The following is a 17,333-nucleotide window of genomic DNA, read 5'->3' on the forward strand; positions in this document are numbered from 1 at the left end:
TTTCTTCATTTATTCTTCTTGTTCGCTTCGGATGATTTTGGTCCAGCCGTCTACTTGCTCCACGCGGCGTTCCTTCATCAGCTTACCGAGTGCTCGCTTGAAGCTGGACTTGCTCATTTGGAATTTTTCTCGGATGACATCCGCGTCTGTCGAATCGGTATAAGGCATCGCCCCGTCACGATTGATCAAATAGCGCAGCAGCTTGTCCGCATCTTCGCCATACTGTACTTCCTTGCGCTCTTTCATAGAACCGTTCAGACGGCCATCCTCACGCACAAAGCTAATACGGCAGCGCACAGTTTGTCCGAGGCGCAGACGCCCTACCATTTCATCACGATGAATGAAAAGGATATGCTCGTCCTCCGTCAACAGGAATGCACCTGCTTGAATCACTTTGTAGACCGTACCTTCGACAGACTTGTTTTTCATACTCTGATCTGCCTTTGCTGCGATCTTGACGATTTCGTTTTCAGTGACCGGCTTTGCCAAGAGTCTGCCGAGCTTGTCTTGCTTCAGCGCTACCAGCATTTGATCCTTGGGACGCGGCCATTCATCGCTATGCTTGGGCAGGTCATCGATGAACAAGAGCAGATCCTTGTTTATGCCGTTGTCCAGGAATACACCCATGCGCGGAGAAATGTCCACCACTTCTAGCCAGCCGTATTCACCCATGCCGACATGAGGCATGTCCATGGTCGCAGCCAGTCGGTTCTCGTGATCATGGTACAAAAACACCTCGACCTCATCATCGATATGTAAACGCTCGTGCGCTTCATTGGCATGGAGAAACACTTCATCTTTGCCATCGCTTAAAAAGTAGCCGATTTCCGTTTTACGCGCTACCGTCATAGTAAGCGTCATCCCTGCCGCCAAATTGCCGTTCTGAATGATTTGGGGCTCGCTCTTTTCACGCTGTTGTCTTTTGTACATATCTATTTTTTCCTCGCTCTCTACCTTTGTGCACACTAAATATACCCATCCCCCGCAAGAAAATACCACAACTTTTTTCTAACAAAATAACGATGCCCAACGAAATAGGCAAGTCTTCCATTCACGGACATACATATGACAGTAAGACTGGCTTGGCCCTACTTTTTCAAGACTGGAGTGACTCTTGCCTATGCTGTTGTTGCTTGAACATATTTTTCTCGGCATTATCCAAGGCTTGACTGAATTTTTACCGATATCCAGCACGGGTCATCTCGTCCTGTTTCGCAAAGTGTTTGGCATGCAGGAGGTAGGCCTTTTATTTGACACGATGCTTCATTTCGGTACGCTGATCGCTGTTGTTATCGTCTTTTGGCCACAGGTTCGTTATATTATTATGAATCCGATGAGCAAACTGACAAAGCTATTGGTCGTAGGCACAATCCCTACGGCTGTGATCGGACTCGCCTTTGAGGATTATTTTGAAGAAATCTCCCAAACAGGCATTACGATCGGGTGGGAATTTCTTGCGACAGGCGCGATCCTCTGAGCGGTGGAGTCCATGCGACGCGGAAATCGGAGATTCGAGGAAATCAACTACACGGACGCCCTTATCATCGGGACACTGCAAGGTGCTGCGATCCTGCCAGCTATTTCCCGCTCAGGACTGACGATTGCCGGTGCTCTCCTTCGCGGAATCGACCGTGCTGACGCTGCGCGCTTTTCGTTTTTAATATCCTTGCCCGCGATTCTGGGTGCTTGTGTCTTGCAAACAGCCAAGCTCGTAGAAACACCGCTTGAAACAGCTTTATTGATCCCGATGCTCGTGGGCACCATGTTTGCTGGACTAGCTGGATATGTAGCCATTCGCTGGATGCTTACCATCATCAGCACAGGATCGATGAAGGGCTTTGCTATCTACGTCTGGGTATTGGGTGGGTTAATTTTACTCATGCAGTTCTTGGGCTGGTAGTGTGAAAAAAGCCGGCTGCTTGCTCGCCGGCTTTCATCTGCTTTCTTCCTTGTCTGGATAACGGCTGGCAATTAATTTGCCTACCAATAAAATAACGCCGTAGAATGCTGTTGCCAAAAGTGAGGTAGCCAGCCACGTCGCCGTCCCCAGCACCAGATAGAGCGCGGCATGAGCAACAAAAATACCTACCAGCCACAGCATAATATTCATTCGATTAAAAAACGTCATCAAACTACGCAATTGCCTCGCACCTCCACCATTCCATTTACTACTGTTATAGCCGATGAAACGGTGTTTTATCCCCTTACCGCTCTCCAAGATCAGGATGAGGCACAATAACCGCAAAGCCTGCTCGCTCCAAAATTTCTGCCAGTACTAAAAGAGGCGTGTCCGCAACCTCTCTGTATATTTTCGGCGTATGCAGATGGATCGCATCAGGAAAATCTTCACTCAAATGCGTTCGCAATTTTTTCCCGCTGTCATCTTCATCGGTAAATAGGTATACCTCATCTGCATCTGCTGCTTCTGTTTGGGCGAGCAGCTTCTCCCCTTTTTCCAAGCTGTAGGAACCGTATGTACAAAGAATCGTGACAGGCTCAGCGAGCACCCGAAGCAAGCGTTCTTTATCTGTCTTCCCCTCGACGATCATGACACACCCTGCCATCCGCTCCCATCCTCCCTGACGCACCTTTTTTATTTAGTATACCTCAATTCCCATCTAGGAAAATGAGGATGACTACTCCCCTCCGAAACAAGACATCTTAAGGAAGCATCCATTACCAAACTGGGGGTAGTAACATGTCCAAATTCAAAAGCGCCAAAAACCTGAATCAAAAAGGATTAGCCGTAGCAGGGCTAACCAGCAGTACGGTTGCAGATGATACGCATACAGATGACAACCAAGGATCTTCCTATCAGCATCAGCACAACAACGAAAATAGGAACAATCAAAAATAAAGGAATAAAGTGGTTGCCTGGATTGCGTTTCCTTAGTAAGATAGTTTTATGAATATTGAACAACTTGAACTAACCGAAAAACGAGTCAAGATTTTTAAAGCGTTGGCAGATGAGACAAGGCTAGCCATTTTAAAGGCCTTATATCATTCCAGCAACGAGCTGAGTTGTGCCGAAGTGGGCTATACCTGCGATACTTCCAAGTCCAATGCCTCCTATCATTTCAAGACACTTCGCGAGGCAGGGCTGATCAAAGTCAGAAAGGAGGGGCAAACACGATACATGCGCATCAATAAAGAGACATTCGATCAAATATTGCCTGGTTTTTTAGATACCTTATGATTGGTATCCTTTTTTTGCTCATTAGTTCAAAAGTTATTTAACTATAGAATCATAAAACAAAGAGGAGAGTTTTATTATGGAGCGCCTATTTTTGATGATCTTTTTCTTCACCATGTTTTTAATCGGTACGAATACATTTATCATCAGCCCACTGCTGCCAACCTTGCGAGAGTTATATCACGTATCCACGAACCAGGCAGCCTGGCTGATCGGAACTTACGCTCTCGGATTTGCTTTGGCCGCTTTAGTCGCCGGACCGCTATCTGATAATCGAAATAGGAAACATGTGATGGCAGTCGGCATGCTCGGATTTGCCCTTTTCACACTTGCATGCGCCTTTGCGCCTAGTTTCACCGCGATGCTTTTCTTTCGCTTCCTTGCTGGTATCTGTTCTGCCTTTATCGGTCCTCAGGTGTGGGCAGCCATTCCTGTTTTGTTTCCCCCTGCTCGTATCGGAAAAGCAATGGGGGTTGTCATGGCAGGTCTTTCCGTTTCCCAAGTGATCGGTGTACCTATAGGCAGTTTTCTGTCAGCTTATCATTGGTCGTTTCCTTTTTTGGCTGTAGGAATCGCTTCTCTCGGAGCTTTTGTACTCATCATCCGAAAACTTCCTGATTTATTGCCTCCTACCTCCATAACTGGACTCGGAACAAACAACACCCGAGTGGCTATTTTTGCACGTTACAAAGATCTGTTGCGACTGCCCCAAGCTTCGCGCAGCTTTATCGGCTATTTCGTTTTCATGACGGGTGTCTATGCAGTCTTTTCATTCTATGGCGTATGGCTTTCTGATCAATATCAGCAATCCGTTACCGAAATTGGTTTGATCACCCTCGTTATTGGGCTTGGCAACACCGTTGGCAGCTTACTCAGCGGTTGGTTACTCGAGCGTTGGAAGAGAAATACGATTTTGACCGTTGGGTTTCTGGGCAGCGCCCTGCTCTATCTCGTTTTGCCTTACATACCAGGAGTCGGCTTCTTGCAGGTTGTCCTCTTCTTCATGTATTGCTTCGGCGGTGTACTTGTGCCTGTCCTGATGGGTTACTTGCAATCATTGTCCGACACCTCGCGCGGTACCATCTCGAGCTTGGCCAACGCTTGCATGTACATAGGGACTTTCATTGCCTCTTCTTTCGCAGGCAGTTTGTATTCTAATTTTGGTTTCGCGGGGGTCAGCACCTTCGCCTCCTTCACCTTTCTTATTGCTTATTTTCTCTTTGTTCGGAGGACTGGTAAATTAAATGTAACCGCACAAGCATGAGTCCTTTACTTTCCCTCTTCGCCTTGCTACGCTATGGTCAAATTCATTTTATCGCAGTCAGCAGGACGGAGAGGGTCAACGTGGATTCATCCCCATCTTTATGGAAAAACGGTTCGTTCCTCAAGCTTTGGTTTGCGCAAATGACGGCAAGCATCGGGGATCATTGCTACAGCTTTGCTTTACTCTGGTATTTGCTGCAAGCAACCAAATCGGGTTCGGTGCTCAGCCTGCTCGCGATCCCGGAAATGGTGGCGGGTCTCATGTTTTACCTCGTCGGCGGGGTTATGGCTGACCGGTACAGCCCACGCATACTCATGGTGGGTGCAGATGTTGCGCGAATTCTTGTCGCGATCACGGTAGGCATTCTGGTCTACATGGGTGTGGAAGAGTTTGCTTTTTTTCTGGTAGCCCAATTCTTGTTGGGGTTGTTCTCCAGTCTGTTTCAACCAGCGCGAACCGTTGCACTCAAATCAGTGGTTCCCCAAGAGCAGTTAGGGCGAGCAAATGCCATCTTAGACACGACTTTCCGAACGATTCGGATTATTGCGCCAATGTCCATTGGACTCGTCGCTTCAATCATGCCGCTGTCTACTTTGTTTTTTGTGAACGCAGGCAGCTATTTGATTTCCGTCTTGTTCCTTTATGCCATCCGTATTTCGTTGACCGATCAACAACAAGGATCTACTACGAAAATGACACCCAGCCAGTACGCCCGGGATATTGCCTCAGGTTTACAGGAGCTAAAACAAAATCGTGCTTTGTTCTTGATTCTTCTTTTTAGCAATATGGGCTTTCTCGTCTGGCAGGTCACTTACACGGTGGGCTTCCCGTTTATGGCAGAACGTATGCAGCAAGGAAACGGAAGTACATTAGCTGTCTTGCTGGGCTTCTATGGGATCGGGAACTTGCTGGGAAGCCTCTACATGGCTCGCTCGTTCTACACCCGGTATTTACTTGTGATTATGGTTGGATGGGTGTTTCAAGCAGTCGGATTCCTGTTGCTAACGACAGGAGGTACCGCTCACTGGATTGCCTTTCTCGGAGCAGCAGTGGCAGGGATCGGAGGGCCGCTCATTGGTATCCCGACTGTGACGGCCATTCAAATCAAAGCATCCAGCAACAGTACAGGCAAAATTTTTGCGATCAACATGCTCATGTTCACCTTCTTTTGTACATTGTCCAGCAGCCTCGGTGCCATCTGGATGGGCAAATGGCCCGTCGAGCAGCTTTTCCTCATTAGTGGACTATTCCTTGCTGCGATGAGCTTCGTAGGCTTTCTGATTGAAAAACGAGCACCAACCGAGCAACACCAATCCTCCTCCGCTTAAGAGAGAAGGATTGGTGTTTTCTCATTATTTGCAAAAAAACAATTGCAACCGCATTTTTCATGTCATATAATCTGACATAAATAAAATAGTGTCAGGTTATATGACACAGAAAAGAGGTGGATGGATGGAACCTACTGTCGCAAGTCTCTCGTCTGCCATTGACGCCACATGGGTCATGGTCTCGGCCATTCTGGTCATTCTCATGCAGGTTGGATTCGCCCTGCTGGAAGCTGGTTCTACTCGCATGAAAAACGCTGGTCACGTTGCTGGCAAAACAGTCCTTACCTTCGGCATCTGCTCGATTGCTTTCTGGGCGTTTGGCTTTGGTCTGACGTTTGGAGACGGCAACTCTTTCATCGGTCTTTCCGGATTCTTTTTTGACGGCATGCAAAAAGACGCTTTCTCCGCCTTTTCCGCTGCAACTGTTCCTATCTCAATTCTCTTCCTTTTTCAGCTCGCTTTTGCTGCCGTTTCACTCGCGATCGCCTGGGGTGGTTTTGCAGAACGCGCCAAGCTGTCCATTTACTTTATTTTCAGCGTACTGTTTACTGTCCTCATCTATCCTGTCGTCGGACACTGGGTATGGGGCGGCGGTTGGTTAGCGCAGCTCGGGATGCAAGACTTCGCTGGTTCTACGGTTGTCCATCTCCAAGGGGCCATCGTCGCACTCGTCGCCACTATCCTTTTGAAGCCTCGTATTGGAAAATACAATCGCGACGGCAGCTCCAATCTGATTCCTGGTCACAACCAAGTCTACTCTGTCTTAGGTGTTCTGTTTCTTTGGATCGGCTGGTTCGGCTTTAATGCCGGCTCCACGCTGGGCAGCACATCGGGATTTTTCGGCTATATCGCCGTCACTACCAATCTCGCTACCGCAGCGGGCGCTGTCGCCGCTCTTGCTATCTCCTGGATCGTCATGGGAAAAGCAGATATCCCAAGCATGCTCAACGGCGTACTCGCTGCTCTCGTCGCCATTACAGCATCCTGCGCCTTCGTCGATCCGTGGGCAGCCGTTGTAATCGGCGCTATGTCAGGTATTCTTACATTTTATACATCTATTTGGTTTGACCGTATGGGGATTGATGATCCTGTCTTCGCTTTTTCCGTGCATGGGGTGGCTGGTATATGGGGAACGTTGTCCACAGGCCTATTCGCTACACCAGAACTGTCCGAAAAGGTTGGCGTAGGCGGTCCTGGGCTTTTTTATGGCGGCGGCCTGCATCAGTTAGGGGTTCAAGCGTTAGGCCTGGCTGGCTCTGCGCTCTACGTTTTCGTAGTAGCCTTCATCATTTTGTATGTGTTAAAAGTAACCATTGGCCTGCGAGTCACTGAAGAGGAAGAGGTGGTTGGTCTTGACCTTAGCGAACACGGGGGATACGGCTATCCCGAACTACTCCAGCCTGAACGGGTACGACCGGTTGCATCTACTCAAAGCAGCACCTCTCACTCTCTCACCTGAACAAGTGGAAAAAATACGGAATGTCGACTCCTTTGCCCAGCTGGCCTTATTGCGACGAGAATTGTTGGACCCTTCTGTGCTGCGCCCATTGAATCGCGCAGGGGAATTGGCTCCTTTTTCCATCACCGTCAATCTGATTCACGACAATCTCATCCGACAAGGGGTGCTCCTCGCTGTGAACGACCTTGCCAAAAGAGGCTTGGGTACCCCTCCCGTCCCCTTTGCCTTTCTGCAATTCGGCAGTGGCGGTCGATCAGAGCAAGCACTCATCAGCGATCAAGATAACGGTCTCGTCTATCAAATGCCAAATCATCTGGGCGAACAGGAAAAAGAGAAGATACATGGCTACTTTCAATTGCTGGGGGCGACGATCGTTGCAGGCTTGGAAGTGGCTGGTTATCCTCCCTGCCAAGGGAATGTCACTTGCCTCTCCCCCAAATGGCGAGGCAGCACCGAACAATGGCTGGACCAAATCGACAGATGGGTCTCTCACCCCATCTGGGAAAACGCCCGTTATTTACTGCTCGCAAGTGATGTGCGTGTCTTATGGGGTGAATCGGCCATTTTTTCTCCCGTCCATGAACGCTTCCGTCAATTGCTTGCAGGGAATGTCTTCTTGCTGAATCGACTGGTGAGTAATACACTGCATTATCGGGTACCGCTTGGAATCTTCGGCAGAGTTTTACCTGAGGTCCACGGACGCTTCCGCGGCGCCATCAACTTGAAGTACGGCATTTATTTGCCGCTGGTGAATTGTGTACGGCATTTCGCCTTGGCGCATGGCATCTTTGCCAGTTCTACCTTGGAACGATTGGATCTACTCGGCGAAAAAGGCGTCTGGAGCAAAAGCTTTTGTGACGAGGTAGCCGCATACTTCCGGCAAATTCAAGGTTTGCGACTGATCTCCCCCCTCCATTGGGAAGATGGACAATACACAAGCAATAGCTATATCAAACTAGGGGAGCTTTCTCCTGACACCCAAGTGATGGTACGACAGTCGATGAAGCTGGCGATCCGCCTGCAAAAAATGACCGAAAAGCTCCCCTCCGTTTTCGGGGGATAGGAGGAGATTGCGTGGCAAAATGGGACTTATTCGGTCGCATTTGGCATATGAACCGCGACATACCGGGTATTGCAGATGATAAACAACACATCGCCTATTTACGCTCCATCTCCAAAGCGAATAAACCAGTCGATTCCAGTGCGGATATTCCTCTGCACGATCTGGAGGTTGTCGTCGTTGATCTGGAAACGACCGGTTTTTATCCCGACCACGGTGACGCGATTATATCGATGGGAGCAGTCGCCATGAGAGGAGAACACCTCCTCCTTGGCGATTCTTTTTATACGCTGGTCAATCCCGGACGGGCGATTCCTCCACACATCTGCTCCCTCACCGGGATTACTGATGATATGGTTGGAGATGCTCCCGAGCTGTTAGAGGCTTTGGCCCGTTTTTTTCAATTCGTTGGAGATCGTCCGCTCGTTGCCCATCATTCTCGCCATGAGCGTGAATTTTTGCGAGCCGGGCTTTGGAAAACGAGCCGGCGTCCGTTTACCCACCGCATGCTGGATACGATGCTGCTCATTCGATTGTTGAGTAATCCGATTGGCAACGGCTCGCTGGACGCCCTCTGCGCGGCCCACGACATCCCGATCTCACGCAGGCATCACGCTTACTGTGACGCTGTTGCCGCTGGTACGCTTTGGGCGAAGTATCTGGTAAAAGCGCAATCCCAAGGATTTACAAACCTGCGGGAGGTTTACGAAGCCGTACGCTAGAATTAAATCGAATCGTTTAACAAGTCCTACCACAACTTGAGGAGAGAATATCATGCTACAGATCCGAGACGCAGTTCTGAGTGACCTGCCTGCTATGCTCGCTATTTACAACTACGCGGTGGAAAATCTGGTTGCGACATTTGACTTGGAGCCACAGACCTTGGCCCAGCGCGAAGTGTGGTTTCACAAGCACGGTGACAGACATCCGATCATCGTTGCCGAATACGAAGGGAATGTGATCGGATATTGCAGTCTGTCCGTTTTCCGTGAGAAGCCCGCCTATCAAAAATCAACGGAACTGTCTATTTATATCGCCCCTGATCAAAATGGGAAAGGCGTCGGCACTACCCTGATGAGTGCGATTCTGGAGCGCGCCAGACAGCTCGAATACCACACGATCGTAAGCGGAATCGTAGGGGGCAATGACGCCAGCGTGAGGCTGCACGAGAAGTTCGGGTTTAGCTTGGCAGGGAAGTTTCAAGAGGTAGGATTCAAGTTCGGAGAGTGGCACGACGTTCATTTTTATCAATGGATGGTCAAGTAACAAATACGAAAAGCCGACACCCCTTTACGCAGGAAGTGTCGGCTTATGTTTTGTAAGAAGCGAATACCTAAAAGTGGCACATCTTAAGCTAGGGTCTAATCCCTTAGCCCTTATGATATTAGTGTAACCGACGGATGATTATAAGTCTATATCTTTTTGAAAATTTCCACTAAAGTAGGTGTACCTGGCCAGGGAATCAAAAACAGGAGGTAAATCTGTTGTGCAATGGCTGTCGTGGGATCTGAATCTGAAGACGCGATTGATCGGCGAGACACTTTTCAACCTATTATTTTGGATGTACTTTCCCTTTCTTACCCTCCACTTTAGTGATACCTTTGGCAAAAATATTGCCGGGTTACTCATGACAGTGCCACCGATTATGAGTATGATCGGCAATCTTTTTGGCGGCTATTTGGCTGATCGATTTGGACGTCGATATGTCATGCTGTCAGGAGCGTTTTTGCAGGCAGGCATGTTTGTCCTGTTTGCCTTCTCCCTCTCTTCTTGGATCGATTATCTTGCGTTTATTGGAATCGGGCTAGGCAAAGCGGTATACAGCCCGGCGAGTTCTGCGATGGTCGCTGATCTCACCTCAGAAAAAGATAGACGCAGAATCTTCGCTACCTTCGTTACAGCCATGAACATTGGCGCTGTATTGGGTCCCGCTCTGGGCGCCATCTTCTTCTTTCAATATCGCAGTGAGCTGCTGTGGACTTGTGCGCTTGTCACATTTTTGTATTCGATTGCAATCTGGTTCAATGTGAGAGAGACACTGCCACACTCCATAAAAAGCTCTGTCGCCTCTATCCATCTCCCTTCCGTTATGAAGGAGCAATGGCAGAGCTACGCCGTCATTCTACGCGACAAAGCTTTTGCGATCTATATTTTCGCAGGCATGCTGATCACGATCGCAATCGTGCAGCTCGATTTATTTTTGGCGGTCTATGTAAAAGAGTTCGTCCCAGCGCAGCCACTGCTTTCGTGGAATGCCTGGTCACTCTCTCTTAGCAGTACGGAGATTTTCGGATGGATGGTGGGAATAAGCGGCCTTCTGTTTGTTCTGTGCGCCCTGCCTGTTACCAAATGGTTTGAGAACTGGAGCGACCGGAATGTCTTCCTCTTGTCCTCCTCGCTGTTTGGTGTGGGCATGTTTCTGGTGGGATTCACGACAAATGCCTGGCTGTTGTTCGGATGCGTGGTCATTTTTACAGTAGGGGAAGTGATGCGGACTCCTGTCGAGCAGAGCTTTGTCAGCAAATACGCACCAGAACATGCACGCGGACAGTACATGGGTGCCGCTAACCTGCAGTATTCGCTTGGCCGCTTCCTCGCTCCCGTGACCGTTATTCTTTCGGAGTGGATCATGCCGATTGGCGTTTTTGGATTTATCTTGTTCTGCTCCCTTTTGAGTGCCGTTCTTTATGTGAAGCTATTCCAAATCGTTCAGAAACGCGAGTCCTCTCATTCCAGCTAAACGACAACAAAAAAGAAAAGTGGTTGCGCAGCCATAACCTCCTGCCAACCACTTTTTCCTTTTCAGCATTATAATTTTTTGGGAGCTTCCAATTTCACGGGGTCAACCATTACTTTTATTTGTGCTGACGTTCCTTCGATCGTTATTTTCACATCGGAAACAACCATTTCTTTTGGCGTTTTGGCGACGTTGGTAAGCGCAATGAACTGATCCAGCTCTGGAGTCCAAGTAAGTCCAGTAGCTTGAATCATCGCCTTCACAGTATGAATGTCAGGAACCCCTTCATACATGATGCCGTCTATTGTTTTTTGATCACCGCTCAGCATAACGCTAACCCATATCGTTTTTTTGCTTGCAGCGTTTTGGTGTTTTGGATAATAAAAGCAGTTGTAATTCGTTTGCTTGTCCAGCTCAAGCTGAAAAGGAAGGGGATGAATTCCTTTCACAGCTAAATCTTCTTTGATTTTGTTGTAATGACTCAGGTACGTGTCTGTTGTCATCTCTTTAAACGAGGAAGCAGAATGGGAGATGCCGTTTTCAATTGCAGTCGTTTGGTTAGACATTCCGAGCATGGCAAGACCAGCGACTACGACAATGGCTACTGCTGCGATGGAGACTGCAACCTTTTTCATGATGCGCTTCCTTCTGCCGAAGCTGCATCGATTTCTTTCGCTCCTGTCATCTTCAACAAGGCTTCATAAGAGACGGGTAAAAGCGATTCTGCTATACCAGCAGCCGTATAAACCACCGAAAAACGCTTCAAGGAGCGATCCACAAATACAGGAACCTCTTCCTGCAAGGCAAACGGACAAACCGCACCAACACGGAAGCCGGTCATTTTTTCCACCTCTTCCGGCGTTGCCATCTTTGGCTTTCCTTGTCCAAACGCTGCCTTCACTTGCTTAGGATGGACGCGTACATCTCCTGCTGCCACGAACAAGGCGAATTGCTCATCTACCCGAAACAAGATCGACTTTGCGATTTGACCGATCTCGACACCTAATGCCTGCGCAGCAACTTCGGATGTAGGCAACGGCTGTTCAAACAAAATTGGCTCGATACTCGAATCATAGCGTTGTACATAGCTGCGAACCTTTTCCAAAGGGCCAGCAATCATTCCCCGTCACTCCCCATCTCCACTAAAAAAACGTCATCGCCTAGTGACACACTGCCTGGCGTGACAACCGAAGCATAAACGCCGAAGTGATTATCGTGACGCTTGACGCATGCTTTCAATACGGCAGGAGTCATCGCTAACGTTTCTGGATCAATATTGACATATACACAGCGCTCGCAGTGCTTGTTGACTTGCAAGGTCACATCATTGATTTTGATCTGTTGGCCCAGCCATTTGTCTTCCGCGAACGGCTCATCATCCTCCAGAACAACGACCAAATTCCCCCGAAAGCGTCTTGGATCAACCTGTTCTGCGCCAATCTGCCGCGCGATCTCTCTAAGAGATGCATCCGTGACCAGTAGAATGTGGTCTTCCCAGTTCACACCGCCTTCTTGCGGACTACTAATCATCGGTGTAATGGAGCGCTTCGCCGTCTCCGCGACATGGGCAAAAAAAGTATCATCCCACGTATGTACACTGCCATCTCGGGCTTCAATCCGAACCGGCGGATACGCTTCTTTTCCTGTGCCTTCGCTCATGCTGGCATGATACCCCATAAGAGCGGGCACAACATCCGCACTGAGATACTTACCTTGACGAGCATTATCCAAAAAATAATAGGCACGGTCTCCATACAAGCCAAATTCATCGACCGTACTTGATGATAGCTCTTCCCCTCGCATTCCTTTGACAGGATGACGAAAAATGGTCTGTAGTGTTCCTACTTTTTTCATTTGGTTCCCCTCCCCAACGCTTTCTCTATCCGGATATAAATGAATTACGAACCCGCCCCCAAAACGTCAGGCGCTTGTAGCGAGCAAATTTCACTTTGTCAGGTCCCACTCGGCAGCGAATGGAACACACGTCTCTCCATACAGCCTGCTCGCGGTCTAGGCCGATCATAATCTCGGGATTCATGACAATCAGCTCTACTTCATGATGCTTCGGCAATACGAGTGAGCTATTAATCGTCCGATACGCTTGGTTATTGATCGAAGCGATCTCGGACAACTGAATCGCCTCAATGGACGGATGAACAATCGCTCCATCCACCGCCTTGTTGTAGGCTGTACTTCCTGACGGTGATGAAACGATCAAGCCGTCACCGCGAAACGTCTCCAGCTCATCGCCATTGATATAGACGCATGTCACCAAAGTAGACAGATTCGCGTTACGCAAAACCATTTCATTCAACGCCCACTTTTCGTACTGCTTTCCATCTCTTGTGCTGATCCTGCATTGGACAGTCGGGTATTCCGCGATCAGAGGCTCATCGTTCATCAAACGCTCAACGAATTCGTCCAGCTCCTCGGGACGCCAGTCCGCATAGAAGCCCAGATGGCCCGTATGAATCCCCACATAGGATGGCTCGATCCCGTATTGATGGACAGCTTCCAAAAGTGTCCCGTCTCCCCCGATGGACAACACCATATCTGGTTGCTCACCTGGTCCCTTCACAAAGGTAAACGGGCTATTTGCTGCATGCAGCTTTTCTTTTAATGCTTGTTCCACTTCTCGTGTATAATCGTCATTTCGCAGTACAGTCGCAATCTTCATGCTGGTCTGCCCTCACTTTTATCCTTACAAGCGGTCTTATACGCTCTGTTGTTTGTCTTCACTATACCATAGGAAAAATCGACTTGCATAAAATCCCACTTGTCACCAGCGGTCACTCTGAAAAGACTGCTTGCGAAATTGAGATAAACGCCTCTCTGTAGCTGGTGATATTTCCCGAGGAAGCTCATCCCAAGCAAAAAAGCGCATTTCCGCTACCTCTTTGTCATCCTTATGCAATTCTTGGCCAGGTGTGAGGTCGACATGATACAAGGCAATGTGGTCTCGCTTCCCTTCCCGCTCACTGTAAAACAGATGGCAGAGGGTAAGTCCGTCCGCTCGTATCCCACATTCCTCCCACAACTCCCTGCGAGCAGCATCGCCAAACGACTCTCCTCGCTCTACCCCTCCCCCCGGCAAATACCAGCCATGGACATACGTATGCCGAATTAACAAAACTCCCTTTTCTTTATCCGTTACAATGACACGGACACCCAAGGTGAGAGGCTTGCGGATTTTCCAATACCATTTCGCCACTGCATGGTACCAGGCCATATTTCCACCTCGCTTTTTCCATGTGCTACCATTCTTTAGCCACCCATATTTTCCCTGCCATGAACAAGAAAAAAACAGGCCTATCCACGGCCTGTCTCACGCGAGGCGATTCTCCAGCTCTTTGACAATCGCCTCTGCTTTTCGAATCCATCTCGAATCAATTTGGGCGTCCTTGTCTACCGGCTCTTGAAACTGATTCATCAAGCCCGAAGCGAGCGCCTCCGTGTAGCCGATATCTTCCTCTACCCCAGTCTGGTACACATGTCGGATCACAAACGGCCGCCCGATTTCCAGCCAAGCATCCGGGCTATCGAGCTCGCCTTGCAATACTTTTACAGGCAAGCGCAAAAAGACCGTGTTTTTATCATCCAGTGCCCGGTCGAAGTATCCTTGCTCATAATCCCAGTTGGATAATGTAAAATGCGGCTGAAGCGCTTCACGAAAATAGCCAAATGTTGCCCGCGTGCCTGGCAAGCTGCTGCTTATTTGTTTCATCGTCCATCCCTGCCTTTATTTATTCTGTGAGAAACGTCCACTGTTTTGTTCGTAGTGTGTGACAAAAGGTGAGGTTGTACTCTCACATCTACAAAAAGCAGCAAGCCTCCTAAGCCGTGATGGCCTTGAGAGGCTTGTAAGTTCCCCACCATTAAATCAAGACAATCGTCAGGAGAGTAAAGAGTGCCAATGGAATGATTTTACGTCCGTTCCGACATCTTTTACGTCTTCTTCTCCCTTGAACTCTTGGCAAAACATATGGCGGCGGGGGTGGTGGTGGCGGACAAAAAAATGGCGGATACGGCGGGTATGGTGGAAATGGCGATAGATTTTGCTCCCAAGGACTTACCTGCGGCTTCTGATCGCTATACGGGCTGACTTGGGGAGCGGGACGGTTACTGCTGCTATACGGGCTGACTTGGGGTGCAGGACGATTGCTGCTGCTATACGGGCTGAGCCGTGAGTTGTTGGAGCTGCCGAATGGGCTGACCTGACTGTAAGGATTGTACTCATCGCCGTAGGGACTTACCTGCGGATAGAATGGATTGTTGCCGCCATAAGGACTGAGATCGCCATAGGGAGGATAACCTGCATACGGATTATAGTTCACATACTGAAAGTAATAATCAGGATACTGCCCCCATCCTCCGTACGGCTGCCGACTGTCCACTTCCATGACTTGATAAGGATTGTAGTCCTCATAGTTCTCATAGTCATACTCTTCGAAAACTTCTTCTTCCTCCGCATCCTGATCTACAACTTCTACGTATACGTTCTGATCATCATAATCGACGATGACGCCTTCAAACACTTGCCCGTCAATTGCTTCAATGCGCACTTTTTTCTCCACGTGCTCCTTGCAAATGTTGTGCACATTTTCTCGCATATCCTTTAACAGGCTGACAAATTGAATGTCAGCCTGATACAGGTTTTTCTCAGAATCAGACTGCATGGAAACTCCTCCCCTTCTGGTGTTTCTTTATTACCATATACAAGTGCCTATGGGGAGGTTACCGGAATCTGGGCGAGACTAGCCCAATTTACAGAAAGCGGGCAGGTAAAAATGGCAAAAGACGCTCCGTCTCCCCTTTTTCCACAAAGTCCGCCATCGATTTTGCAGTGACGGGAGAAAGCAAGATACCATTGCGAAAATGTCCACCTGCAATCAACAGGCCTTCCCAGCCAGGAACGGGTCCCAAGAGCGGTTTGCCATCTTGTGTCGCAGGTCGAAGTCCACCCCAAGCCTCCAGAAAGGTAGCGGAGTGTAGCGCAGGAACATACGGCATAGTCCCTTGCAGGACACTGGCTAAACCCGCCATTGTGACTTCCCGCTGAAAGCCACTCTCATCCTCAGTCGCACCAATGACAATTTTTCCATCCTTTTTCGGAGTGATGTAGCCAGTCGTTCCGAAAATCACCGTTCGCAATGGAATGCCCACGGACGAGACGGCTGCAATCTGTCCACGAACAGGGCGAATCGGCACGGAAACACCAAGCATCTCCAGCATCATTCCAACCCACGCACCCGAGGCAATCACTGTCTGTTCAGCACGCAGTGACCCTGTAGAAGTCTCGATCCCGACCACTTTTCCGCCTTTTACCGCAATGCCGCTCACCACGCAGCCAGATAGCAGCTCCACTCCTTGCAATTGGCAAGCAGTTGCCAAGGCCCGAAGAAGCATTCGATTGTTGATGTGTCCTTCGTATGGAGAATAGATGGCCGCTTGCACTTGATCGGTCAGAAGCGGCTCTATCTCTTTCACTTGCGATGTATTCGAGAGCCAATGCACAGCATGGCCCGCTTCTTTTTGCCAACGGTACTTGTCTGCAAGCTGTTGGACTTCCTCCTCATTTAACGCGACGGTCAGCAACCCCTCCAGGCTTAGCTGTACATCTCCGCCAGTCAATTCCTCCAGCTCTGCTGCCCATTCCGGGTATAGCGCAAGTGACTCCATGCCCAAATCGAGCATCGGGCCAGGTGCCGTGAATTCTTTCAAAGGCGCAAGCATTCCTGCGGCAGCAGAAGACGCCTGCCCTCCCCATTCACCCTGCTCGACTAGGGTAACGCTCACCCCGCGCCGTGACAGCTCGTATGCCAAGCTCAATCCGATAATTCCTCCACCCACTACCAGACAATCACTCATCTTTTTTCTCTCCTCACCAAGTTGACTAAAAACGTCTTGTACGTTGCTGTTGTGGCGTGGAGGAAACAGGAGAAAACGCTCAGCTTCTAGGGCCACCCCCTGGGGGATTGACTGCACGACTCCATGCAAAAAGCGAAACCGCGTCCAAAGTAGTTCTTTCAGGATGTGTCTCAGAGGTGGACGCTTAAAGGCGTGTTTCGCTTTTTGCATTCCGTCTCGGTCGGTGTCCCTAAGGTCTTCGCTTATTTCTCCTGTTTCCTCTACGAGCTTTCCGTGTTATCCGATATTTTAAAGCTTTAAAAAATATGAAGAATGCGCTCAGTTACGCCAGAGAAGAATATTTCCAGACGTAGCGACTTGTGGAGTCCTACCGAGCGGAGAAGGGATTCGCGGGCAAAAGAAACGCAACGTGCCCGTGCTACGA

At 49.1% G+C, this 17,333-nt stretch carries 20 protein-coding genes and 1 pseudogene; 10 read left to right on the forward strand and 11 right to left on the reverse strand.

The window, feature by feature from the left end; all coding sequences use genetic code 11:
• Nucleotides 1–9: 9 nt before the first annotated feature.
• A complete protein-coding gene (locus tag C7R94_RS00195; RefSeq protein WP_106777974.1) occupies nt 10–930 on the reverse strand; it encodes a CvfB family protein in 921 nt (306 codons plus the stop codon).
• Between the two features lie 190 nt (nt 931–1,120).
• Here C7R94_RS00195 and C7R94_RS00200 point away from each other — a divergent pair.
• Nucleotides 1,121–1,900, forward strand: a pseudogene (locus tag C7R94_RS00200) (undecaprenyl-diphosphate phosphatase).
• Between the two features lie 33 nt (nt 1,901–1,933).
• On the opposite strand, the gene C7R94_RS00205 reads toward C7R94_RS00200, so the two are convergent.
• Together C7R94_RS00205 and C7R94_RS00210 are read right to left on the reverse strand one after the other, a co-directional pair.
• Nucleotides 1,934–2,140 carry a hypothetical protein gene (locus tag C7R94_RS00205; protein WP_047073524.1) on the reverse strand — a complete coding sequence of 69 codons (207 nt, stop codon included), beginning with the start codon at nt 2,138–2,140 and terminating at the stop codon, nt 1,934–1,936.
• 64 nt (nt 2,141–2,204) lie between these two features.
• Entirely contained in the window at nt 2,205–2,564 is a 360-nt protein-coding gene (locus C7R94_RS00210) for a toprim domain-containing protein (protein ID WP_106777975.1), read from the reverse strand.
• 134 nt (nt 2,565–2,698) lie between these two features.
• On the opposite strand from C7R94_RS00210, the gene C7R94_RS30150 reads away from it, so the two are divergent.
• From C7R94_RS30150 to C7R94_RS00250, 9 genes are all read left to right on the forward strand, one after another.
• On the forward strand, nt 2,699–2,857 hold the full coding sequence (locus C7R94_RS30150) for a hypothetical protein (RefSeq protein ID WP_199197907.1): 159 nt from the start codon (nt 2,699–2,701) through the stop codon (nt 2,855–2,857).
• 48 nt (nt 2,858–2,905) lie between these two features.
• Nucleotides 2,906–3,196 (forward strand): ArsR/SmtB family transcription factor, encoded by a 291-nt coding sequence (locus C7R94_RS00215; protein ID WP_047073520.1) that lies wholly within the window; start codon nt 2,906–2,908, stop codon nt 3,194–3,196.
• A gap of 76 nt (nt 3,197–3,272) precedes the next feature.
• On the forward strand, nt 3,273–4,457 hold the full coding sequence (locus C7R94_RS00220) for an MFS transporter (protein WP_106777976.1): 1,185 nt from the start codon (nt 3,273–3,275) through the stop codon (nt 4,455–4,457).
• Nucleotides 4,458–4,537: 80 nt separating this feature from the next.
• The gene (locus C7R94_RS00225; RefSeq protein WP_106777987.1) at nt 4,538–5,785 is read left to right on the forward strand and encodes an MFS transporter; all 1,248 of its coding nucleotides are present in this window, start codon (nt 4,538–4,540) and stop codon (nt 5,783–5,785) included.
• Nucleotides 5,786–5,909: 124 nt separating this feature from the next.
• Nucleotides 5,910–7,244: an ammonium transporter gene (locus C7R94_RS00230; protein ID WP_106777977.1), complete on the forward strand. Its 1,335-nt coding sequence runs from the start codon at nt 5,910–5,912 to the stop codon at nt 7,242–7,244.
• Between the two features lie 49 nt (nt 7,245–7,293).
• Nucleotides 7,294–8,307 (forward strand): DUF294 nucleotidyltransferase-like domain-containing protein, encoded by a 1,014-nt coding sequence (locus tag C7R94_RS00235; RefSeq protein WP_199197909.1) that lies wholly within the window; start codon nt 7,294–7,296, stop codon nt 8,305–8,307.
• A gap of 11 nt (nt 8,308–8,318) precedes the next feature.
• Nucleotides 8,319–9,026 (forward strand): 3'-5' exonuclease, encoded by a 708-nt coding sequence (locus C7R94_RS00240; RefSeq protein WP_106777978.1) that lies wholly within the window; start codon nt 8,319–8,321, stop codon nt 9,024–9,026.
• Between the two features lie 52 nt (nt 9,027–9,078).
• Nucleotides 9,079–9,570 (forward strand): GNAT family N-acetyltransferase, encoded by a 492-nt coding sequence (locus C7R94_RS00245; RefSeq protein ID WP_106777979.1) that lies wholly within the window; start codon nt 9,079–9,081, stop codon nt 9,568–9,570.
• 220 nt (nt 9,571–9,790) lie between these two features.
• Nucleotides 9,791–11,044, forward strand: coding sequence for an MDR family MFS transporter (locus C7R94_RS00250; protein WP_106777980.1), 1,254 nt, complete (start codon nt 9,791–9,793; stop codon nt 11,042–11,044).
• Nucleotides 11,045–11,112: 68 nt separating this feature from the next.
• On the opposite strand, the gene C7R94_RS00255 is transcribed toward C7R94_RS00250, so the two are convergent.
• From C7R94_RS00255 to thiO, 8 genes are all read right to left on the reverse strand, one after another.
• Nucleotides 11,113–11,676, reverse strand: a complete 564-nt coding sequence (locus C7R94_RS00255) for a hypothetical protein (RefSeq protein ID WP_106777981.1) — start codon at nt 11,674–11,676, stop codon at nt 11,113–11,115.
• Nucleotides 11,673–12,161, reverse strand: a complete 489-nt coding sequence (locus tag C7R94_RS00260; protein ID WP_106777982.1) for a YbaK/EbsC family protein — start codon at nt 12,159–12,161, stop codon at nt 11,673–11,675. Before C7R94_RS00260 ends, C7R94_RS00255 begins: the two co-directional genes overlap by 4 nt.
• Entirely contained in the window at nt 12,158–12,895 is a 738-nt protein-coding gene (locus tag C7R94_RS00265) for an MOSC domain-containing protein (RefSeq protein WP_106777983.1), read from the reverse strand. The genes C7R94_RS00260 and C7R94_RS00265 overlap by 4 nt, the downstream gene beginning before the upstream one ends.
• Nucleotides 12,896–12,920: 25 nt before the next feature.
• A complete protein-coding gene (locus C7R94_RS00270; RefSeq protein WP_047073504.1) occupies nt 12,921–13,718 on the reverse strand; it encodes an NAD kinase in 798 nt (265 codons plus the stop codon).
• A 102-nt stretch (nt 13,719–13,820) separates the two neighbouring features.
• On the reverse strand, nt 13,821–14,270 hold the full coding sequence (locus C7R94_RS00275; protein WP_106777984.1) for an NUDIX domain-containing protein: 450 nt from the start codon (nt 14,268–14,270) through the stop codon (nt 13,821–13,823).
• 96 nt (nt 14,271–14,366) lie between these two features.
• A complete protein-coding gene (locus tag C7R94_RS00280) occupies nt 14,367–14,765 on the reverse strand; it encodes a YugN-like family protein (RefSeq protein WP_047073501.1) in 399 nt (132 codons plus the stop codon).
• 151 nt (nt 14,766–14,916) lie between these two features.
• A complete protein-coding gene (locus C7R94_RS00285) occupies nt 14,917–15,717 on the reverse strand; it encodes an LSm family protein (protein WP_106777985.1) in 801 nt (266 codons plus the stop codon).
• Nucleotides 15,718–15,805: 88 nt separating this feature from the next.
• Complete coding sequence (thiO, locus tag C7R94_RS00290) at nt 15,806–16,909, reverse strand: glycine oxidase ThiO (protein ID WP_106777986.1); 1,104 nt, start codon at nt 16,907–16,909, stop codon at nt 15,806–15,808.
• Nucleotides 16,910–17,333: the final 424 nt, after the last annotated feature.

The sequence above is a fragment of the Brevibacillus sp. NRRL NRS-603 genome (genome assembly GCF_003013445.1).
In the GTDB taxonomy this organism is placed as follows: domain Bacteria; phylum Bacillota; class Bacilli; order Brevibacillales; family Brevibacillaceae; genus Brevibacillus; species Brevibacillus formosus.